Genomic DNA, 21408 nt, shown 5'->3' with positions numbered 1-21408 from the left:
TTAAAAACTTGCATTAACACCCACCGAAATAACTCTTGGTATAGGATACCCGGTAAAATCGCGACCCTGGTTTAATCCGTTTAATCCGGCCAGTCCTGCCTCAGGGTTTAAGCCGGGATACTGGGTGAAAATAAATGCATTTTGGGCACTTAAATAAGCCCTTACACCTTTTAAATATTTATTGTTTTTAACAGGTATGGTATAACCCAGGGTTATATTTTTTACTGCCAGATAGCTTGCTTTAAAAACCTGACGGCTTGTAAAATTGCGGAAGTCAGCAGTGGTGCCGCTTCTTGTTCTTGGATATACCCCATCACCCGGGTCTTCAACGGATCTCCACCTTCCGGCAACACCCTTTCTTACATTAAATACACCATCCAGGTTTTCTGTGGACTGAAATGCATCATCGGCAATATCATTACCAACCGACCCCGCCATAACTACGCTCAAGTCAAAATCCTTGTAAGAAAAGCTATTAGTGATACCATAAGTAAACGTAGGGTTTGGATTTCCTATAAAGGTGCGGTCATAACTATCAATAACACCATCAGGAACACCATTAGGTCCGCTCACGTCTTTAAACCGTGCGGTGCCTACCATTGCGGTAGCATCATGAGGTTGGGTGTCAAACTCCTCCTGGGTCATATATACGCCATCGTTTATATAACCATAAAACAAACCTATAGGATGCCCTACAGCGGTGCGGTTATCATCCCAATATTCGTTATAACCTCCAATAGGGGCATTGTTTGTTCCTAATTCTTTAACCAGATTCCGGTCAAATGAAATATTAAAATTGGTGTTCCATTTTAAACTTCCTACTAAATTTTTGGAACTTACGGAAAACTCATGCCCCCAGAAATCAAACCGGCCAATATTTGATGTGATAGTCGAAAACCCGGATTGTACGGGAATATCGATCCCATATAATAAACCGTCTGTCTTTTTCCAGTAGTAGTCATAGGTAAATGCTATACGGCTGTTAAACATCTCCAGGTCCATACCAATATCGTAACTGCTGGTGGTTTCCCAGGTTAAATTGTTATTACCTATTCCGTTAAGCGCCTTACCGGGTGTTACCTGGTTTCCAAAAACATAGTTATTACTATTTACGGATGCGAGATAGGTATAATCACCAATATTATTATTACCTACTTTACCATAGCTTGCTCTGATCTTAAGAAAACTTATTGGCTTTATATTTTTAATAAAGTTTTCATCAGATGCTACCCAGCCTAAAGATACCGATGGAAAGTTCCCGTATTTGTTGTTAGATCCGAATTTTGAAGAACCATCGCGACGAAAGGCAAAAGATACCAGATACTTTCTGTCATAATTATAGTTTAACCGCCCGATATAGGAAATTAAGGATGACTGACTGGCACCCACATTTCCGATACGTGTAGTAGCCGCATTTATCCACTCAATATTATCGTCAGGAAATTGGCTGCCGTTTATACTACTGTTCTCGAAGGAATATTTTTGATATGTATACCCCGCCAGAGCTTCTATATTATGCTTTTCACCCAATGTTGCCTGGTAGTTCAGGGTATTTTCACTTAACCAGGTTAAAAAATAACTTGTTCCGTAACTTCCGCTGGGCTGTTGCGGAGGTGCGCTTCCCAAGCCACCCTGCGCGGTTGAAGGCGTAAATTGACGGTTTATCGTATTATCAGTATTTACATTTATACTTGTCTTGAACTTTAATCCCTCAAGTAGTTTCACCTCAGCAAAACCATTTGCAATAACTCTGGCCGCCTTGGTTTTATTGATCCTTTGGGTTAACACTAAATAATAATTGGGATTAGGGAACATACCCGGTTGCGAAAATGAAACGGGATATGTACCATCCGGATTTTTATAATTTAAGGTGGGATCCATCAAATAGGCATTCTCGATAATATTACGCCCGTTATCTAAGCCCGGCACCACCTGATTGTTTCCGTAAGATAGTTCAAGATTAGCACCCAACGTTAACCTGTCAGATGCTGTGTAAATATTATTTGTTCTGGCTGTAAATCGTTCATCATAAGAATTAAGCATCACTCCCTCCTGCTTGTTATAATTAAGATTCACTACCGATTTCAGGTGTTCCGTACCTGAACTATACGACAGGTTATAGTTTTGGCTTACGGCATTACGCAGCAAAACATCAAACCAGTTTGTTCCTGACTGGCCGGCATACTGACTTGGGTTTTGATACACTTCGGGGACACCGCCGGTATAACCTTCATACCTTGCGGCATCTTCATAATACTCCTTTTTATATTGGGCAAACTCTTCGGCATTCATCAAATCGAGCTTCCCTCGGTCCGGAACCGACTGTATGCCGGTGTAAGCACTAAACTCAAGTGATCGTTGACCTAATTTGGCCTGTTTAGTGGTAACCAAAATAACACCGTTTGCTGCCCTTGAACCATATAATGCAGCGGCAGATGCATCTTTCAATACTGAAATTGACTCGATCTCATCAGGGCTTAGGGTTTGCAGCCCACTCTCGGACGGGAATCCATCGATCACGATCAGCGGATTATTGCCGGCATTAATTGATGCTGCGCCGCGGATACGAAAGGTCATTTCGGCGCCAGGCGTACCTGAGTTTTGATTAATTTGCACGCCGGCTAATTTACCCTGCAACTTTTGCCCGATGTTAGCTACCGGCATATCCTTTATTTCGGATGCCTTTACCTGACCTATAGCACCCGTTATTTCACGCTTGCTTTGCGTTCCGTAACTCACCACCACTACCTCGTTTAAACTTTGTGATGTTGATGCTAAGCTTACATTAATAACAGTGTTATCGCCAACCGTTCTTTGCGTTTCTTTATACCCGATATAACGAAAAATAAGTTCACCGTCTTTTGGTGCATTTATGCGGAACTTTCCATTAATATCTGTTTGTGTACCAATAGTTGTTCCCTTTAAAGAAACTGAAACACCGATCATTGGTTCGGTGGTTACCGAGTCCTTTACAGTACCCGTAATTATATTTTGGGCATGTAACTGCTGCGGGAAATACAGTAGCAGACCAAGTATTAACAAGGCCCCGTACTTCCACGATTTAAATAGTAAAAGTTTTCTTTTCATAAAATTGATTGATTAATTATTAGTTGGTTATTTATTAAAGGTCATAGGAATCCCAGGTCATGTTTATCACAACTTTTTCTGGAAAACTTTATAAATTTTGGTTAAGCTTAAGGTACCCGCTCCTACTCTCTTAGAGGGCTGTTTACGGACTATTTGAATGCTTTACCTGTAGTTCAGAAAATGACAGGCCATATCCGGCATATACGCTGATACGTAATGCGAAATCGCTGCTCATTCTGCTATTAGTAAGCACACTCTTTTTAGTTCTCACCATACAATACTTTTTAAAAGAGATGTCCAATATTTGAGAAATCAGAATCTCTGTTTATTATGATAACGGTAATATAATTGTTACTTCAAATGTATTGCATGCCACAAAAATTTAAATACATGTTTTGTCCTTTAATTTGTACTTTTTGATATTTTTTTAGGTTTTATCTGAGGTGGCTGAATACCAGCCCTGATTTAGGCTAGTTCCAAAAAGCGGTGATATATAGTAAGCGGTTATAACCTTGGCCGTGGTTGGTAATGCGGACCCTCAATTCAATTTGTTTTGCCAGGCAAACTGATTAAAAACGAAAGAATGAGGTTGCTGCTTTTATTTTGATCTGCAGCAGAAAGCCGAAACCACTATAAGAGATGTTAAACGCCGAAGTAGTTATAACTCTTTCATTACCTTACAAATCGGCTATTATTGGTGATTTATACTATAAAATATTTTTACTCCCTTTTCTGTAATCAGTAGGTTTTATTCCGGTTTTCTCCTTAAATATTTTAGAGAAGTAAAAATTTGAATCAAAATTCAGATCAAACGAGATCTCTTTTATAGGAGCATCCGTGTTAGATAAAAGCTCCTTGGCTTTTTCAATTTTAAGTTGTAAATAATATTGGCCGGGCGATAAACCAGTATAATTTTTAAATAATTTGCGGAACCAGGAGTATCCTACATTTAGTTCCTCAGCAGCTTTTTCAGGAGAATAGGGGTTGTTTATATTAGACCGAAACAGCAGCCTTGCTTTGTTTATAATAATTTCCTCTTCTTTGTTTTCGGTGGCATTTTGTTTAATAGTAGCATGGCAGGTGCCTAAAAGGTGAAGTACCGCCCCTGATATGAGTGGTTGATAACCCGGCCTTTCCAGTTTCGTTTTTTCAATAATGCAGTTATAAATATTAAATACATCTTCATTGAATCCGATGTAAAGGCAGGGGTTTTCTCTTTTCAGGTATCCCGAATCCAGCAGATTGTCAATTACATTACCACGTACGCCTACCCAATATTCATCCCATCCGGTTTGGCTGTCAGGCTTATAACGATGCCTTTCGTTGGGGAATAATACAATTACGGTACCGGCATTTACAACTGTTTGTTTAAAATTTTCCGATTCAAACACTCCCTTTCCATTAGTGATATATATGATCTGGTATTCCTGTAATATTCTCCAACTGTTCCAATTAAAGTTATGATGTGCAGGGTGACTTTTAAAAGGGTAAATATTAGTTGCTTCTATATGGGTGCAGCCTGTGTTTAATACAGATAAGCCCCAGCTTTCGTCCTCTTTACTAACCGGAAGATACTTGTAATAGTTTACCATAGATAAGTAGTTACATGCCAATCATACAGCGGGTTGGATTTGATAAAAAATAAAAAAATTGGTTTAACAGTTCAAACTTTGCGTTATAAATTAAAGCTAATAAAACCTTTTTAATTGTGAGCCTGCATATCAAAAAGTATAATCGAATTATCAAAATATAACTTTGCTTTCTTAACATTCTAACATTAATATACATAATTTTAAATTAATAAATGATTGATATATAACACATTAAGCCAAAGTCAAAATCTACAGGTCATTTATCAAATCCTCTATTTATATCCTATTACTATTCAAATACTTTTGGTTAATAGTAAAAACAAACTCACCCTCTCCCGGGCAATGCTAATAACCAAATTAAGTCCGCTAAAAATATGTCATTTGAATTAAAACGATATACATTAAATAATTAGTTGTTAGAATGGGCATATAAGGGTTCACAAACATTTCAGGAGATAAAAAACAGATAAATTTTTAACATGTATAAAAAAAAGCGGGTTAAGGCGGGCTTATTCGGGATAGGCTTACAGGCTTATTGGGTTCAATTTAAAGGGCTTAAAGAGCGACTTAACGGTTATCTCCAGGTTGTATGCAATAATATTGAAGCGTTAGATGTGGAGGTAATAAATGCTGGTATAGTTGATGTTGCGGAGAAGTCTTTTGAAGCCGGCGCTGTGTTTAAAAGGGAAGATGTCGATCTTATTTTTATCTATGTTTCTACCTATGCCTTATCTGCCAACGTTATTCCTGCCGTAAGAAAAGCCGGTGTGCCTGTTATTATATTGAATCTTTCGCCCCTTGCAAGTATAGACTATGATAGTTTTAATAAACTAACTGACAGAACTGCCATGACTGGTGAATGGCTGGCCCATTGTTCTTCATGTACCGTACCGGAAATCGCTAACGTTTTTAACCGTTGTAAAATCCCGTTCTACCAGATAACAGGAATGTTAACGGATGATACGCATGTGTGGACAGAGGTTAACGAATGGATTGATGCTGCACATGTAGCCCGGGTAATGTGCTATAACCGTTTGGGCCTTATGGGGAATTATTACGGCGGCATGCTCGATATTTATACAGATCTGACACTGCAGAGTTCAATATTCGGCGGATATATGGAGGTGATTGAGATTGATGAATTAACCGGACTGAGAGAGTTAGTAACTAATGACGAGATTGAAACCAAACTGGCTGAGATACATAACGAATTTGATGTGCAGGATGATTGCCATCAGGATGAGTTGCGACGGGCTGCCCAAACAGCCGTGGCACTTGATAAGTTAGTGGATAAGTACCAACTCGGATCTCTTGCTTACTACCATAAAGGGACAGGAAATGCCGCTAATGAATGTACCGTAACGTCGGTTATCTTAGGTAATTCAATTTTAACCGGAAAAAATATCCCGGTGGCGGGGGAGTACGAGATAAAAAACGCACAGGCCATGAAGATCATGGATGGCTTTGGTGCCGGCGGATCGTTCACCGAGTATTACGCGATGGATTATAAAGAAGATGTAATATTGATGGGACACGACGGGCCTTGTCACCCGCGCATTGCTCAAGGTAAAATTAAGGTAAAGCCCTTGCGGGTTTATCACGGTAAGGTGGGCAAGGGTTTATCGGTTGAAATGTCCGTAAGTCATGGCCCGGTTACGCTGCTTTCTCTAGTAGAAACCGGGGATGGTTCGTTAAAATTTGTTGTGGCCGAAGGAGAAAGCGTAGCCGGTGAAATATTACAGATAGGTAATACAAATAGCAGGTATAAATTTGATGTGGGCGCCCGCATGTTTGTTGAACTGTGGAATCAGCAGGGGCCGGCACACCATTGCGCTATTGGCAAGGGCCATATTGCATCAAAAATAAAAAAACTGGGTAAAATATTAAATATCAATACCATACAAGTTTGTTAAACTTTACAGTTTTACATAGTGCACAGTCAGCTTTTGGCGAAAACATAACAGCTTGATGTCAAGTAAAATGCACTATTTGAAGCAGTAATGCTATTTGCTTTCTGAAGTAAAATATCCCGCAATATCCCGTATTGTTTTACATACCACTATCCCGGGCATAAGTATTAATAATGATTTATTTTTATAATGATTTTTTATTAATTTGATACGGTACAACTCTGTAAAGTTGGATACCAATCAAGCCTGATGTTAAAAAATTATTTTAAATACCTGAATGTCACTCCGGTCGAAGAGCGATGGGGCATATATGTTACCACAATAGGCTATTCAAAAATAGAGCCGAATGACAATTATCCTAACCAGGAGCACCCTACAAGCCACCAGTTAACCTGGAACCGGGGGCGTATTCTGAATGATTATTACATTATTTTCATTTCCAAAGGAAAAGGGATGTTTGATTCTGCAATAACAAAGCCCATTGAAGTAACAGCCGGAACCTGTTTTTTTCTATACCCTGGGGTTCTGCACCGTTACAAACCTGATCCAAAAGTTGGATGGGAAGAATATTGGATTGGATTTAACGGCTTTTATATAGAACAATTAATGAATAAAGGTTTTTTTGATCGTAAAAACCCGTTTGTTTACCTGGGATTAAATAAAGACATTCTGGTTCTTTTTAGAAATCTGATTGAAGCTGTTCAAACATCTTTAACTGGATATCCGCAACAAATTGCCGGAGTTACATTGCAAATATTAGGGTTAATCAATAATGTATCACAACACCATGAATATAACGATGACCCTGTTGGTAAACTAATATCCAAAGCAAAATTTATTATACAGGAATCATTTGAAGATAATTTGGATATGGAGAAATTAGCTATGGAATTGCCGATGGGATATTCATCATTCCGAAAAGCCTTTAAACGTATTACCGGAGAATCGCCAAACCAGTATCACCTCAACCTTCGGTTAGAAAGAGCTAAAAACTTATTGGCAACTACTGTTCTAAATATAAACGAAATTGCTTATCAAACCGGCTTTGATTCGGTTTTTTACTTTTCAAAGCTATTCAAAAAAAAGAACGGAATATCGCCTAAAATTTACCGCAAAAATGATAATGCAAATTACTAAAAGTGGGAAAATCTACTCTTTCGGGGAATTATTGTAACGAGCCCGTAACAGATCTTTCATAAAACAATTTATCTCGAACTGGTCTGCTACAGGAACCTTAGTGTAAGGATTTGCCGGCATGTAAGGATATGGCCCAAACTCTGTAGTAACAGGCATTATCGTATGTCCAGATGCCCTGTTACCCGTTATAATTCTGTCCCACCAGCCTAAAAATTTTTCCAAAGCGTATTGGTATTCAGGTGCCCGCGGATCTGCAACCTGTGGCCCTTCTTCAAACCCGATGCGGGCATGTATGTGCCTGCTACGAGTTATTGCTTCGGCAAGTATATCCTGAAAATTCTCCAGCATGCTTTCCGTTACGCATACCCAATGCGAAAAATCAGCCGTTATACAAAAATCCCTGTTTTTTTTAAATGCCCGGCTTATCATTTGCGGGGCGTAACCGAAGCGCCCCCGGTGTGTTTCGTGTGCTACAATTATTCCTGTTTTTTCAGAAAAATCCCGGGCAGCATCAATTAGTGCAAGGTTTTGCTGTAGTGTGAAATAATCTCTGCCCGTATGGGAGTTTATTAGTAAGGGGCCCGGTTCCGCACATATATGAAGTTGCTCAATAAACGATTGTCTAAACTTTTTGAACGTACTGCCCTCCGCGCTGTGCTGATGGGATACAATATGCATTTCGTTCTGCTGCAAAAAATCAAACAATGTTTGCTTCTCCGCTTTGTCTTGGGGTATCCAGGTGTCAATACCGTCGTAATTAGCTGCTTTTATCTTATCAAGAAACATCTTTAGTTTAAGATGTTCGTGCCCCCAAAGGGGGCTGAGAATTTTAATCTGCATCATAAATACTCAAATGTGCCGAGGTTCCGGACAATTGATGATTCAGCGTAAGTTCTCCCTTGGTATTACTCTTTAATTTTTGAATAACCTTATTGTTCACTGAAAAAGCATACAGGGTATTTGGTTTTAATTGCTGCACATGGTAATTAAGCGGTGTAGCGGATGGCGATGTTGTAGTTTCCTCCCATTCCATTTTTTCCTGCGTCCATTTGTTGATGGTAAGCACCAGGGGATGGTTTGTTGTTATCTGTAACGAAGCCACCTCATTGTTACCATCAAAATAACTAAGCTGGTTTTTAGTGGCATAATAGCCGAAGTTTTTATGGCTGACGATCTTAAAGTTATTATTTGATACCGAAAAGTCCCCCGTATTAAGTCCTACTATAAGGCGTTGACCTCTGAAATAGTATTTTAATTCGGTACCTGAAAGCTCCGGTATAATGTGTGGTTCCAGGTAAAAACGGTTGTATAAAGGGTTTATGCCATATATTGATTTATATAATCCAACTATGGATAAACTATTGCCTGATAAGATGTCATCACCACGACCATCCTGTTTCAGGCGGCCATACCGCTGATAAGCCAGGCCATCTTTACTATACTGCTTCAGTACATTTTTTACATACTTAAGCGCAATAGCCGGATCATAGTCCGCATAAGCTTGTACCCCGATAGAACCCCATGACAAGAACAAGTCGCCGTTTTCATACTCCGGGAACGGATACTGTGATTCCCTCCCTTCGCCCGGCGCGTAGGAAGTCATGGTTAAAGGCCAAAAGAACAATTTTTCCTGTTTCATTTGCGCCTCTATGGTATCCAATATTACTTTTTTCCGGTCGTAGTTGTCACATATGCCATAGGCAATCGCCATAAAATTAACCGGCGTAACCATATTGCGGCCGTGTACAGAACCGTCTTTATCTCTCCAGTGAACGTAGCATTTATTTTGCTCATCCCAAAAGCCACCTTCTGTTACAGGTTTATTAAAGCTTGCCTTTAACTTGGCCGCAAAGTTTTCGTAATAAGCGGCTTCCGTATTATTTTTAAGCTGGCGCTCAATTGCGGCCCATTTTACCAAAGCATGGTACAATTTGGCATTTACAAAAGCATTTTCGTAAGATGCCCATATAATATCTATCCAGTCGCTGCTTTTCTTTTGAGTATAAGAGTCGGTCATCATTTCTACCAAACCGTTTCCGTTGCTGTCTCTTTTAAGTATCCAGTTTAATGCTTTTTCGCAACTTTTTTGGTGTGTTTTCACCCAGTTTTTATCGCCGGTCATATTATAGAGGTCCGCAACGTTTGATACAAAATCGGGGTTCGAATCCATTAAAATACCCCACTGGGCCTCGTAGAAACCCTCTTTGTTGTATTTACCGGGCATAGCATCCTCATTGGTATAGGCCCAACGCGAATAAACCCGGCCATCGGGTTTTATAGCATGGTCGCGATAATAATCCAAACAGCTTTTATATCCGTTAAGATATGCCGGATCATTGATACCCAAGCCAAGTTGACCAATATATTGTTCATGCAGACATATAGGCCCGTAAGGCGTATGCCAGCTATTGCCGCCATAATGTAAAGAATCAATCACCCCTATACGGGCTATCGTACTCAATACAGCATTTACCTGTTTGCCATTTACCCCTTTAAGGTCACCCCGTCCATATTTATCCTCATAATTAAAATAATTAAAGGTTATACTTTGTGAAGTTTTGCCCGCAGCCACATTAAATGCCGCCCAAACATTTGCAGAGTTTCTTATAAACCTGCGCCTGTTTGTTCCGCTATCTGTTCGCGGCAGCATTTCCTTTTCAGAAACAGCAATAGTATATGCAAGCTTATCCGTATTAGTACGGGTGTATTTCATGGCAACCTCTTTGCCCGGTGCATCAACAGTAATACTTAAGCCGTTACCAGATTTGCTGTTCCAAAAGTTTGAAGTTCTGGTATGAACACCATACGTACACAATCTTTCGTTAAATAAATAAAACCAGGCCAGGCCACCATATCCCTGATAGGCCCCCTCCCAGGTGTTAATATTATCAAAATTTATCACCGGCATAGCGGCTTCATCCACTTTTACTGCTTTTGAGAAAGTTCGTTCTATGTTCCATTTTATACCTCCGTTTGTTTTGGTAAATACCCAGTTTTCGGTTATGACCAATCCTTTATCACCGTATTTTATTCCGTTAACTTTTACTATTCCGGAGGCGTTTGAAATTATTGGCTTTCCCTTTAAGTGCAGCGAGGAATAGGTGGTTTTTCCAATTATTACGGAAGTGTAGATGCCATCATCATTACTTACAACTTTTTGGCCGTTAACTGTGAGGGAAGAAATGCTGACCTTATTACCGTATTCAACTACCATATTAATTTTTGGACTGCTGATAGTTATTTGCCCGGGCTTATCATTAACAGGCAAAGCCGACGTGATTATTGGCGTAAGTATGATAAAAAGGCTGATAAATATGGAGTACTTATATTTTGAAAACATGAGGGTTTATTTAAAGGGTCAATGAAATTCGCAAATAATTTATACAGTAATACTATTTTCGCTGACTATAAATTAAAGGATTAATATCATCATTATTCAACAGGTCGCCAATTTGCATATTTGATGCAACCTCGTCACTTAAAATATTTTGAATGCCGTTATAAGTGTTACCATCGGGCATGTACGCGCAAGTCATCGCTCTCCTGTATCCGGGAGTCATGTTGGCATGTGCTCCATGAATTGTAAGACCATTATGAAAAGAACAACTACCGGCCTTCATGGGCGCGGCTACAGCTTTACTCGTTTTAAATTGTGGATAGGTGGTAAAAATAGCCCCCATATTTTTGCCGATACCCGGGTTTTCAAAAGTAGTTTGATGATAGGAACCGGGTATAAAAAAAAGGCAGCCGTTTTCATAGGTTGCATCATCAAGTGCCACCCAGATGGATAACGCCCTTTTATCGCTAAAAGACCAATAAGGCGTATCTAAATGCCACGATGTAGGATTAGCCCATGGTTTTTTTATAAGGGCCTGATCATGCCATATCCGGATTCCGTCAACATCCGCTAACTGTGCGGCCATTTTTCCAAGCCGTTCGTCAAGCATGATTTGCTTTATTTTTTCATTGTCCTGCCAAAGATTTATTAACTGATCAAATACATTATCGTAATATGATTTATCGGCATCATCTCCTTTGCCATATACCTCCTTGCGGTCAGGCATTTTATTGCCATTCCTTTTTTCTACAGCTTCTTCAAGTGCGGTACGCCAAAAAATCAATTCTTCGGGAGATAGGAAATCCTCTATTACTAAAAAGCCATTTTGGCGATACTGCGCAATATCTTGCGGAGATAAATCATTTTTCATTTTAGGTTTTTGAAAGTATTGGTTTATGAGTTTCAAAAGTATTGGATATACGCCCTGACAGTTATTACAATATGATTTATTTTTTGTATTTTTTGATATTTTACATCAGGTTTTACACTATGGTAAAAGGTTATGAGCAACGTCTGCACAAAAAAGCTAAAGGGCCCTGGATTTAAAAAGACAGATCAAAAAAACCGGGCTGTTGAACTAAAATTAAATTAGAAAAAATTTAACTTTGATAATTAAGCCTACAAAAATGGACAATACAAGAGTATACAAAATGTCTTTTGCAAGTGTTTATCCGCATTATATTAACAAAGCGGAGAAAAAAGGGCGCACCATTGCCGAGGTAGATGAAATTATATTTTGGCTGACAGGATATAACCAACAGACCTTACAAAAGCACATAGATGACAAAACTGATTTTGAAAATTTTTTTGCGCAGGCTCCACAATTAAATGCTAATGTTTCAAAAATAACCGGGGTTATTTGCGGTTATCGTGTAGAAGAAATAGAAGATAAACTGATGCAGAAAGTTCGCTATTTGGATAAGCTGATTGATGAATTGGCAAAGGGAAAGGCAATGGAAAAGATATTACGGAAATAACCCTTTATAAATGAAAGTAAAACAGTATTGTGCGATCGAAGAATAATACCTATTATCTTAAAAACAGTATTATTTTCTTTTTTATCCAGCACATACACTCCGTAAAAGGCGCAGTAATCTCACATACTGTGCAATAATTATTATATTAGGAGTATTTGACGGAGATTTTAAACAATCTCTTAATTAAATTTTAGTCAGCATTTATTAATACCCTTCCTGAAAACCGTATCACATCATGGCCAAAAAACAAACAAAACGAATACTCAGAATAGTTTTTATTGCTGCAAGCGTATGCTCTTTGTTTTTTGTGCCGTGGGTTTTGGTAAGGGCGTGGATAACCCCTCTGCCTGATACTGTTCAGGAACAAGTAAACGATGGTATTAAATACGGACTGGACGGGATGATTGTGTATGTTGATGAAGCTGGCAAACCACCGGCATTTTATGCAGCCGGCTGGAAAAACCGGGAGCACAGAGTTGCGGCAAACCCACGGTCATTGTTTAAAATTGCCAGCATAAGCAAGTTATACGTAGCTGTTGCAGTTGCCAAACTGGTAAACGATAAACGTTTGTCTTTAGATAAAACCCTCGCTGATTACCTGCCGGAGTTGGCCGGCAGAATTGAAAATGCCGATAAAATTACCTTGAGAATGCTTGTGAGCCACAGAAGCGGAATTCCTAATTTTACTGACACTCCCAATTTTTGGGAAAATCCACCCAAAGACAATAGAAAAACCCTTGAATTGGTGCTGGATAAGCCTGCCGATTTTGAACCCGGTAAAAAATATAGTTATTCAAACACTAATTATTTGCTGATAGGAGAAATCCTTGATAAAACATTGGGATATAGTCATCACGAGTATATCAGGAACGAAATTTTAAAACTGCTTAAACTGCACAACACCTACTGCTTACTTAGCGAAGCGAATATTGATGATGTTATGAGCGGGTACAGCGTGGGTTATAACGCTGATTTAAAACGAAATGATTTTACAAGCCCTGCCGGTTCAATGGTAGCTACCGCACAGGATGTTGGTGTATTTTTAAGGGCATTGAACGATGGCTCTTTGTTAAATGATAACGAACAAGCCATTTATTCATCAATTTATACTTATGAACATACCGGATTATTGCCCGGATACTCGAGTATTGCCAGATATCATAAAGATATTGACGCTGTTGTTATTCAGTTTGCTAACACAAGCGGTGGTTACAGCTGGAATGTATCAGAGATCGTTTATAATAGAATAGTTAAGATTTTACGAAAGCAGCACGCCAAATAGCTCATCTTTACATCCTGCATATTCTTATTAGTTAAATGATCGCCTGAACTCTAATGGCGACTGATTAGTTTTTGTTTTAAATAACTTGCTGAAAGATTGTGGATGCTCAAAACCAAGTTCGTAAGCAATTTCACTTACAGATAAACCGGTTACCGATAATTTCTCCTTAGCTTTTTCTATTAATTTATGATGAATATGCTGTTGAGCGTTTTGCCCCGTGAGCGAACGAAGCATATCACTTAAATAACTTGGCGATATATTCAGCTTCTCGGCAAGGTATTGCACCGTTGGAATTCCCCGGTTTAAGGATTTTTCTTTATCGAAATATTCATTTAAAACTTCTTCCAGTTTTTGTAGCAGATCATTATTTACCGCTTTACGGGTAATAAACTGTCGTTTATAAAACCGGTTGGCATAATTCAGCATCAACTCAATTTGAGCAATAATAACGTCCTGGCTAAAATCATCTATCCTGCTGTTTAGTTCTTCCTCCATAATCTTAAAAATGGAAATGATAATTGCTTTTTCCTTTTCTGAAAGATGCAGGGTCTCATTGGCGGAGTAAGAGAAAAAACCATATTGCTTAATAGTTTTGGCCAACGGGTAACCTAAAAAGAAATCCGGATGAATAAGTAAGGTATATTCAGAACATACACTGGCCTCGTTGTTATTACTACCGATAACCTGCCCCGGAGATGCGAATAATAACCCGCCCTCATCAAAATCATAGTAACTTTGACCGTACTTTAATTTTCCGCTTAATTTGGGTTTATACGCTATTTTATAAAAGCTTAACACATGGTTTTGAGGAAACCTGCTAATATCAATTTCATCATGAGCCCCATTGATCATGCTTATTAACGGATGTTTAGGTTTAGGCAAGCCAAAAACACGGTAAGCATCTGATAGCGACTCAAATTTATAAGGGATATTTTCTTCCTTTTTCATGTTTAAGCAATTAATACGATGATAACCGATATATATTTTAAATATCGGTTATCATTGATGCTTCTTATAGCAATTTTGAATTTATTTTGATATTCCCTGTGCCGAACTGGATACAGCATCCCATTCTTCCCATGATGCCAGCCTTTCTGTATATGCTGCCCGCGTCCATGGCAAGTTATGACTGCCCAAGTTAAAGCGCAATGGCGGGTTTTCCGCATCTACTACTTTAAACAGCGCTTGTGGCGTTGCTGCAGGGTCTCCCCTTTCCATATTTCTCAACCCTTCAAAAAATTGTTCTTTAAAGCCGGTGTAAACATCAAGGCCCGGCGCAAATTTTAAAGATTCCTGACTGCCAAATTCTGTTGCATAGGCGCCCGGTTCAATTATGGTTACCTTAATACCAAATGCTTTAACCTCTTCGGCAAGGCTTTCATGTATTGCCTCAAACGCCCATTTAGAGGAACAATAATAGCCTATAACAGGCAATACTACATGACCAAGATTGCTTGATGTACCCAATATGTGACCATATCCTTGCTCCCGCAACAATGGCAATGCAGCCTGTATCACCGCAAGTGCACCGAATATATTTGTTTCATACATCGCCCGCACATCATCTGCACCCGCCTCTTCAATAGTACCTACTAAAGAGTAACCTGCATTGTTAAAAACAATGTCAAGCCTGCCAAAGTGCGCGTGTGCCTGCTCCACAGCCGCCTTCGCCTGGTTATGATTAGTAACGTCCAACTCTAACGTGAGCACGTTATCTCCATATTTTTCTTTAAGATCAGCAATGCTATCCAAATTACGTGCAGTAGCAGCAACCTTATCGCCTCGTTTTAATGCTGCATCAGCCCAAACCCGTCCAAAACCACGGGATGTACCGGTTATAAACCATACTTTATTATCCTTTTGATGTGTCATAATTTTTATCGTTAAGTATTAATACATCAAAGGTCTGTAGAAGCGCTTTGCGGTTTGTAACCTAATCGTAGATTTTTGTAGCCAAAACGAGTACGCTTTAAAAGAACCGGGGGGGGGTAATCTCTTATTTGTGTAATGTGGTACTTTTTATAGCCTTGTGATATTCATTAAGGCTCTCGCCCAGTGATTTCCCTCGCTTATGAATATCATTACAAAACACATGGCACGCATCCGGATATCTGTTATTACCGCATTGCAGTTCGCAATCAGCTAAATTGTTATGAGGCATGATATCGAAAACATGAGTAATCACCAATACTAACACAGCAATGCATAGGGCAACTCCGGCAAAAAATGCAACCGGGAACTTATTATTTAAAACAGGCTGAACATGTAGTTGGCTTTGCGGAATCGTTTTTTTATATAAAAAAATGTATTTCAGCTTATCATAATCCCAACATAAAAGATACATGTTTGCCAATACCATTAAAGGCGACGTTAGTAACGATCCGTCAAACCTTACCGCGAATGAGAGCACACAAATATTCAATATCACCGGAAAATAAATTATTGCACCAAGTGTAGCGGTACGTGGTACAAGCAGTAAAATAGCTGCTAAAATTTGCACTACTCCAATAAATGGATAATAATAACCGGTGAGGTGAAGGGCCTCCAGATAGTGCCCCATAGGATGATTAACTGATAAACCACTGGCAAATCGTTCCCCCATGATCTTGACAATGCCTGCAGGCAGAAAACCTGCTGCCAAAGCTAAACGGTTAAACACCGTGAAATAACGAAGCCAACGGTTGGCTTTGGCTTTTGCATGCCAGTTGTCTAATTTCAGATTAACATTCATTACTTAAATTTCCGAATAATTAGGTCCACATCGTACCGGCAAGGCCAAGTATCAGGCCAAACCACATACCAATTACATAACCCAATATGCTTAATACCCAAAACACTTTGCCCAACCAGCCATTTAATTTGCGTAAAGATTCGGTTATATCATAACATATACCCACAAAAGCTCCTATACTCGGCGTTAACAACAGTGGCTTTATTTGCCAATAATTTCCCCAGGCAGGATTTCCCTTGCCGGCACCTATTACAAAAAAGCCGGTTAGCGCCAAACCTATTAAAGCACCTGCCATTATACGTTTGCCTAAAACCGGAGTAAATACAGGCTTCAAGGATAAAAAATTTGCTTGTGTCATATTTAAAAGTACTTTGATATGCAAAGTTAAATATTAATTACATTTTATCAAGAAGTTATGAACAAATAAATTACAGGTAAAGCAAAATAGAACTATATTATATAAATGTTATATAGCATTACATTTAATAGGAGTATACCTTGTGTATACCAATTGGATAATTATGTACACCTTATAAAAAAAGTAATTACCTATACTTGTCTTAATCAATTAAAAAAAACACTACAGATGTATTTCGCAAAAGCCATATTCCGACACTTCATTTTATCACTAATCACTATTTTGCTAACCATGCCCGCTTCCGCTCAAAACGCGAGTTTATGGTTAAGTACGGTTAACCGGAAAAGCGAGTTTGAGCTACAAAAGGAAACCATCCCGTTTGCAGAAAATACAACCACCGGTCAACAGATCAGTATTGATGATACAAAAACCTTTCAAACTATAGACGGTTTTGGCTTTGCCCTTACCGGCGGAAGCGCCATGCTCATAAAAGCCATGAGCCCCGCCGCTCGTACTGCTTTATTAAAAGATGTTTTTGCAAGCGACGGGAATAATATCGGCGTGAGTTATTTAAGGCTGAGCATCGGCGCGTCTGATCTTAACCAAAGCGTATTTACCTACGATGATATGCCCGATGGTGAAACTGATCCGTCACTAAAAAAGTTCAGCCTTAGTCAGGATATGAATGATGTGGTACCGGTTTTAAAGGAGATATTGGCGATCAATAAAAATATTAAAATATTATCCTCGCCCTGGACCGCCCCCTGCTGGATGAAAACCAACAACAACATTAAAGGCGGACAGCTTAAGCCGGAATATTACAAGGTTTATGCGGATTACTTTGTAAAGTATATTAAAGCCATGCAACAGCAGGGAATTACCATTGATGCCATCACCATACAAAACGAACCGCTTAACGATCGTAATACCCCCAGTATGCAAATGTTCGCGCCCGAACAGGCAACTTTTATAAAAACAGCCTTGGGGCCTGCTCTTAAAGCGGCGGGCATAAAAACTAAAATTGTACTGTTCGATCATAATTGTGATACGCCCGAGTACCCCATGAGTATACTGGCCGACCCTGAAGCTGCCAAATATGTTGACGGCAGTGGCTTCCATTTATACGCCGGCACTATTGATGCCATGAGCGAAGTGCATGAGGTGTTCCCTGCTAAAAACCTGTATTTTACCGAGCAGATGATAATTGAACGCAACGGAACAACCATAGGTATGCCGGTAGAGCGGTTAATAATAGGTGCTACTAATAACTGGAGTAAAAATGTGCTACTATGGAACCTGGCTGCCGACCAAAATAACGACCCGCACACCAACGATGGCGGTTGCCCTATTTGCCAGGGGGCAATAACCATACAGGGCGATCAATTCAGCAAAAATATAGCCTATTATACCATAGCACACGCTTCCAAGTTTGTAGTACCGGGTTCGGTGAGGGTGGCATCCACAAAATCGGACAAGTTACCTAACGTGGTATTTAAAACGCCCGACGGTAAAATGGTAATGATAGTGGTTAACGTGAACGGGCGCCGCCAAAACTTCAGTATTACCTACAAAGGTAAATACGCCGCGACCAGTCTGGGTAGCGGCGATGTTGGTACTTATGTGTGGTAAATTTATTAAAATCAAAGTATCACAATCTTTAACAGGAAAAGGTAATACGATAAATTCTATGCGTTTTTTGGCTGTGTTATTATCACCTGCTTTTTTGCCTGCATCTTCATATCAATAAATTTTGATAAGGGCCCAACCAGGCACAAGGCATAAAAAGGCGCGTAAATAAAGCTATCTAACCGTAAAAAAAACTCAACAACTGCAACTAATATGGCTACCAGTATCCGCCCTCTTTTAGTAGACACGGCCGTTGGCGGGTCAGTGATCATAAAAAACACAAACAGCTGATACATCGGCCCGGTAAGCGGCGACACTTCCGAAAGGAAGGTATCACCTGTAATAAGACTTCGTACATAAGCTAAAACAACAAAGCTTATAACATACGTAAGCGTAACATGCAGCCGTTTTGCCCGGTTAACAATTACTAAACCCAATATCCATATTACGGCTAAGGGCAAAAAATTACTCCCCCATTGTATACTAAGGCCTGCCACGCTCAGCGGAGCCATCAACAACATCCACGATACCCCGAAGTTTGACGGGTTCCATAAATGGCGGCCCTTATAACGCAGTATATATTTCGACATAATGGAGATCAGGGCGGTAACCACATAGGGCCACACCATGTTTGATCGTATCAATATCCCTACGCTAATGCCGGAGATATAAGCACTGGCGGGATTTTTCCATACCCCAAATAACAGGCGGCCCAATATAAGTTCGGCTATTATGGCTGTACATACCGATGCAATTATATTCAGGTAAGTATCCAGTATACCAAAACTTAACTGACCGATGAGCAGTATCAGGGTGAGAAAAGCAGGTGGTACATACTTAAAATAGTCTTTGGTCCAAAAAGATAGCGTATCGGCTTTTAACGGTAATTGTATTTTAGATTCTTGCATCAGGCGTATTATTTTTTCTCGTTAATCAGGTGTAGTTTATCAATTCCTGGGTTTTCAATATGGTCAACCCGTCCCGAAGGCCAGTAAATAGTTACACGGTCAACTTTAGTATTTTTACCAATACCAAAATGGAGCCTGTGTTGGTTTTGCGACGAAAAACCTATCCCGCCAGTCACTATCTGTACCTGCTTTTTCCCATTCCATTCCAGCACTACTTTAGCGCCAACGGCACTTGCATTGCTTGCTGTACCGTGCAGGTCGAAATCTACCCAGTGGTTACCGCCCTCCACATGGTTTTTATAAATAAGCGGCACATTATTCTGGTTGGCCACAACCACATCCAGCACTCCCCTGTTCCACAGGTCGGCTACCACTACAGAACGGCTGTCATATGTTGCCGGCGGGCAGGTTTCATCAGATACATCTTCAAATAACCCGTCGCTGTTATTAAGCCATATCTTGTTCTGCTCATATCCCGATTGGCTTTTTCCCTGCATATCCGGCCAGTTATCAGCGTCACCTATAATGCTGCTGTTGCCACCCGTAACCTTTGAATAATCGTACCAATAGGAGGTGTTTTTTTTGCCTGAAATAAAACCATTCGCCACATACAAATCCATGTACCCATCGTTATTAAGATCACCAAACTGCGCGCCGTAACTCCAGCCTGCATTTTCAATACCCGATAGCTGCCCTAAATTAACAAATTTGGGTTGCTCCATCTTGTCGCTTTGTGGCTGCCAGTAATTATTGCCCTGTATCAAAATTCCTTTTTCGGTTATGTTTGTGGTATAAACACCCAGCATACCATCATTGCCGATATCGCCAAAAGAGGTATTCATGCCGCTTTTAGGGGTAAAGCCCACACCAGCCTGTTTACCCATTTCCACAAACTTTTTACCGCCCTGGTTAATGTAAAATTCATCCACATTATAATCGTCGGCCACATACAATTCCGGGTAACCGTCACCTGTAAAATCAGCGGCACCTGCGGCAAGTGTCCACTTGGTAGAAGTTAATCCGTATTCAACAGTAACATCCTTAAACTTACCGTTTCCGGTGTTTAGCAAAAGATAGTTACGGCCGCCGTTGTTGGCATAACGGAAACTCTCGGGCATAATCTTAGTGGTGTTCAGCTCGCTCAGCTTAAATTCCGGTTTATAATATCCGCCTATAAAAAGATCAAGTAATCCGTCGTTATTAAAATCGAACCAGATGGCCGAATTCGTGTTTATCCAATCCGGCAAGCCGCTATCGGTTACACGCTCAAATTTTTTACCGTTAATGTTATGAAACAATTCAGGTTGTCCCCATTTGTAAAGCAACATATCTGTAAAGCCGTCATTATCATAATCGCCCCAAATGGCACCCATTGAACTGCCTGTACCCTTAGTATTAAGGTCGGCCAGGCCAACTTCTGCTGCAACATCCTGAAATTTTCCGTTATGCAAATTGCGGTAAAGCGCGTTTTTACTACCTGTACCACTATTGGTAAAATACAGATCGTTCCATCCGTCGTTATCAAAATCCACTACGGAAACAGCCGCACCCATTGATGCTATCTGCGGAGCTATCTTATTTAATTTTTTATCAAGTTCGGGTGGGGTGTGCCTGAAGGTAATATTTGCTTCGGCATTGTCGGGCGTAAGGTAAAAACCGTACTTTTTCAAGGCCGATGCTTCCTGTAAAGAATTATTCCCGCTTTGCTGAAACGAGTGCTGCCTGGAAAACAGCGCGCTGCTCACAAGCAAACCAATAAATACAATAGTAGTAATTAGCTGGTATAAGCTTTTTCTTCTGCTCATTTAATAAAAGGAATAAATTGGTTTATAGCGTATAAAGTGTAAATATAAAAATCTCGGGCGCCATAAAAAAAATTATGCTGTCTTTTTAGCGATAACACAACAATTGCCGCTTGTTACATTGCTTTTATTGCTATCATATAATTACTAACTTCGTGTT

The 21408-nt window shown here is 39.8% G+C and carries 17 protein-coding genes; 5 read left to right on the top strand and 12 right to left on the bottom strand.

Features of this window, described 5'->3' with window-relative positions; all coding sequences use genetic code 11:
- The 3 genes from I5M19_RS03955 to I5M19_RS03950 form a co-directional block, all read right to left on the bottom strand.
- Nucleotides 1–3087, bottom strand: a complete 3087-nt coding sequence (locus I5M19_RS03955) for a SusC/RagA family TonB-linked outer membrane protein (protein ID WP_200064243.1) — start codon at nt 3085–3087, stop codon at nt 1–3.
- A 142-nt stretch (nt 3088–3229) separates the two neighbouring features.
- Complete coding sequence (locus I5M19_RS18690; protein ID WP_262895484.1) at nt 3230–3361, bottom strand: hypothetical protein; 132 nt, start codon at nt 3359–3361, stop codon at nt 3230–3232.
- Between the two features lie 433 nt (nt 3362–3794).
- Nucleotides 3795–4679 carry an AraC family transcriptional regulator gene (locus I5M19_RS03950; protein ID WP_200064241.1) on the bottom strand — a complete coding sequence of 295 codons (885 nt, stop codon included), beginning with the start codon at nt 4677–4679 and terminating at the stop codon, nt 3795–3797.
- 479 nt (nt 4680–5158) lie between these two features.
- On the opposite strand from I5M19_RS03950, the gene I5M19_RS03945 reads away from it, so the two are divergent.
- Complete coding sequence (locus I5M19_RS03945) at nt 5159–6592, top strand: arabinose isomerase (protein WP_200064239.1); 1434 nt, start codon at nt 5159–5161, stop codon at nt 6590–6592.
- Between the two features lie 246 nt (nt 6593–6838).
- Complete coding sequence (locus I5M19_RS03940) at nt 6839–7726, top strand: helix-turn-helix domain-containing protein (protein ID WP_200064237.1); 888 nt, start codon at nt 6839–6841, stop codon at nt 7724–7726.
- Nucleotides 7727–7738: 12 nt separating this feature from the next.
- On the opposite strand, the gene I5M19_RS03935 is transcribed toward I5M19_RS03940, so the two are convergent.
- Genes I5M19_RS03935 through I5M19_RS03925 form a run of 3 tightly spaced genes read right to left on the bottom strand, consistent with a single transcriptional unit; the run spans nt 7739 to nt 11934 of the window.
- Nucleotides 7739–8569: an apurinic/apyrimidinic endonuclease family protein gene (locus I5M19_RS03935; RefSeq protein WP_200064235.1), complete on the bottom strand. Its 831-nt coding sequence runs from the start codon at nt 8567–8569 to the stop codon at nt 7739–7741.
- On the bottom strand, nt 8556–11066 hold the full coding sequence (locus I5M19_RS03930; RefSeq protein WP_200064233.1) for an alpha-L-rhamnosidase-related protein: 2511 nt from the start codon (nt 11064–11066) through the stop codon (nt 8556–8558). Before I5M19_RS03930 ends, I5M19_RS03935 begins: the two co-directional genes overlap by 14 nt.
- A 52-nt stretch (nt 11067–11118) precedes the next feature.
- Entirely contained in the window at nt 11119–11934 is an 816-nt protein-coding gene (locus tag I5M19_RS03925; RefSeq protein WP_200064231.1) for a phytanoyl-CoA dioxygenase family protein, read from the bottom strand.
- Between the two features lie 256 nt (nt 11935–12190).
- Here I5M19_RS03925 and I5M19_RS03920 point away from each other — a divergent pair, with 256 nt between their 5' ends.
- Nucleotides 12191–12541, top strand: a complete 351-nt coding sequence (locus I5M19_RS03920) for a DUF2200 domain-containing protein (protein ID WP_200064229.1) — start codon at nt 12191–12193, stop codon at nt 12539–12541.
- 235 nt (nt 12542–12776) lie between these two features.
- Entirely contained in the window at nt 12777–13823 is a 1047-nt protein-coding gene (locus I5M19_RS03915) for a serine hydrolase domain-containing protein (RefSeq protein ID WP_200064227.1), read from the top strand.
- Between the two features lie 27 nt (nt 13824–13850).
- Here the strand turns inward: I5M19_RS03915 and I5M19_RS03910 are convergent, their stop codons facing one another.
- The 4 genes from I5M19_RS03910 to I5M19_RS03895 all read right to left on the bottom strand — a co-directional run bounded on the left by I5M19_RS03910 (nt 13851) and on the right by I5M19_RS03895 (nt 16912).
- Nucleotides 13851–14771: a helix-turn-helix domain-containing protein gene (locus tag I5M19_RS03910; RefSeq protein ID WP_200064225.1), complete on the bottom strand. Its 921-nt coding sequence runs from the start codon at nt 14769–14771 to the stop codon at nt 13851–13853.
- A gap of 81 nt (nt 14772–14852) precedes the next feature.
- A complete protein-coding gene (locus I5M19_RS03905) occupies nt 14853–15695 on the bottom strand; it encodes an SDR family NAD(P)-dependent oxidoreductase (protein ID WP_200064223.1) in 843 nt (280 codons plus the stop codon).
- A gap of 124 nt (nt 15696–15819) precedes the next feature.
- The gene (locus I5M19_RS03900) at nt 15820–16554 is read right to left on the bottom strand and encodes a hypothetical protein (protein ID WP_200064221.1); all 735 of its coding nucleotides are present in this window, start codon (nt 16552–16554) and stop codon (nt 15820–15822) included.
- 19 nt (nt 16555–16573) lie between these two features.
- Nucleotides 16574–16912, bottom strand: a complete 339-nt coding sequence (locus tag I5M19_RS03895) for a hypothetical protein (protein WP_200064219.1) — start codon at nt 16910–16912, stop codon at nt 16574–16576.
- A gap of 291 nt (nt 16913–17203) precedes the next feature.
- Here I5M19_RS03895 and I5M19_RS03890 point away from each other — a divergent pair, with 291 nt between their 5' ends.
- Complete coding sequence (locus I5M19_RS03890) at nt 17204–18541, top strand: glycoside hydrolase family 30 protein (RefSeq protein ID WP_235985757.1); 1338 nt, start codon at nt 17204–17206, stop codon at nt 18539–18541.
- Between the two features lie 56 nt (nt 18542–18597).
- On the opposite strand, the gene I5M19_RS03885 is transcribed toward I5M19_RS03890, so the two are convergent.
- Nucleotides 18598–19446: an RnfABCDGE type electron transport complex subunit D gene (locus I5M19_RS03885; protein ID WP_200064215.1), complete on the bottom strand. Its 849-nt coding sequence runs from the start codon at nt 19444–19446 to the stop codon at nt 18598–18600.
- Between the two features lie 8 nt (nt 19447–19454).
- The gene (locus I5M19_RS03880) at nt 19455–21251 is read right to left on the bottom strand and encodes a CRTAC1 family protein (RefSeq protein WP_200064213.1); all 1797 of its coding nucleotides are present in this window, start codon (nt 21249–21251) and stop codon (nt 19455–19457) included.
- Nucleotides 21252–21408: the final 157 nt, after the last annotated feature.

This window comes from Mucilaginibacter segetis (assembly GCF_016522075.1).
Classification (GTDB): Bacteria; Bacteroidota; Bacteroidia; order Sphingobacteriales; family Sphingobacteriaceae; genus Mucilaginibacter; species Mucilaginibacter segetis.
Note: the sequence above shows the minus strand (reverse complement) of the source record. Positions and strands in the feature narration are given on the sequence as shown.

Excerpts from the sequence above, each read along its gene's own strand:
- I5M19_RS03915 (WP_200064227.1), top strand. The coding sequence starts at position 12,777 with ATGGCCAAAAAACAAACAAAACGAATACTCAGAATAGTTTTTATTGCT.
- I5M19_RS18690 (WP_262895484.1), bottom strand. The coding sequence starts at position 3,361 with ATGGTGAGAACTAAAAAGAGTGTGCTTACTAATAGCAGAATGAGCAGC.
- I5M19_RS03920 (WP_200064229.1), top strand. The coding sequence starts at position 12,191 with ATGGACAATACAAGAGTATACAAAATGTCTTTTGCAAGTGTTTATCCG.
- I5M19_RS03940 (WP_200064237.1), top strand. The coding sequence starts at position 6,839 with ATGTTAAAAAATTATTTTAAATACCTGAATGTCACTCCGGTCGAAGAG.
- I5M19_RS03880 (WP_200064213.1), bottom strand. The coding sequence starts at position 21,251 with ATGAGCAGAAGAAAAAGCTTATACCAGCTAATTACTACTATTGTATTT.
- I5M19_RS03910 (WP_200064225.1), bottom strand. The coding sequence starts at position 14,771 with ATGAAAAAGGAAGAAAATATCCCTTATAAATTTGAGTCGCTATCAGAT.
- I5M19_RS03935 (WP_200064235.1), bottom strand. The coding sequence starts at position 8,569 with ATGATGCAGATTAAAATTCTCAGCCCCCTTTGGGGGCACGAACATCTT.
- I5M19_RS03930 (WP_200064233.1), bottom strand. The coding sequence starts at position 11,066 with ATGTTTTCAAAATATAAGTACTCCATATTTATCAGCCTTTTTATCATA.
- I5M19_RS03890 (WP_235985757.1), top strand. The coding sequence starts at position 17,204 with ATGCCCGCTTCCGCTCAAAACGCGAGTTTATGGTTAAGTACGGTTAAC.
- I5M19_RS03885 (WP_200064215.1), bottom strand. The coding sequence starts at position 19,446 with ATGCAAGAATCTAAAATACAATTACCGTTAAAAGCCGATACGCTATCT.
- I5M19_RS03955 (WP_200064243.1), bottom strand. The coding sequence starts at position 3,087 with ATGAAAAGAAAACTTTTACTATTTAAATCGTGGAAGTACGGGGCCTTG.
- I5M19_RS03945 (WP_200064239.1), top strand. The coding sequence starts at position 5,159 with ATGTATAAAAAAAAGCGGGTTAAGGCGGGCTTATTCGGGATAGGCTTA.
- I5M19_RS03895 (WP_200064219.1), bottom strand. The coding sequence starts at position 16,912 with ATGACACAAGCAAATTTTTTATCCTTGAAGCCTGTATTTACTCCGGTT.
- I5M19_RS03905 (WP_200064223.1), bottom strand. The coding sequence starts at position 15,695 with ATGACACATCAAAAGGATAATAAAGTATGGTTTATAACCGGTACATCC.
- I5M19_RS03925 (WP_200064231.1), bottom strand. The coding sequence starts at position 11,934 with ATGAAAAATGATTTATCTCCGCAAGATATTGCGCAGTATCGCCAAAAT.
- I5M19_RS03900 (WP_200064221.1), bottom strand. The coding sequence starts at position 16,554 with ATGAATGTTAATCTGAAATTAGACAACTGGCATGCAAAAGCCAAAGCC.
- I5M19_RS03950 (WP_200064241.1), bottom strand. The coding sequence starts at position 4,679 with ATGGTAAACTATTACAAGTATCTTCCGGTTAGTAAAGAGGACGAAAGC.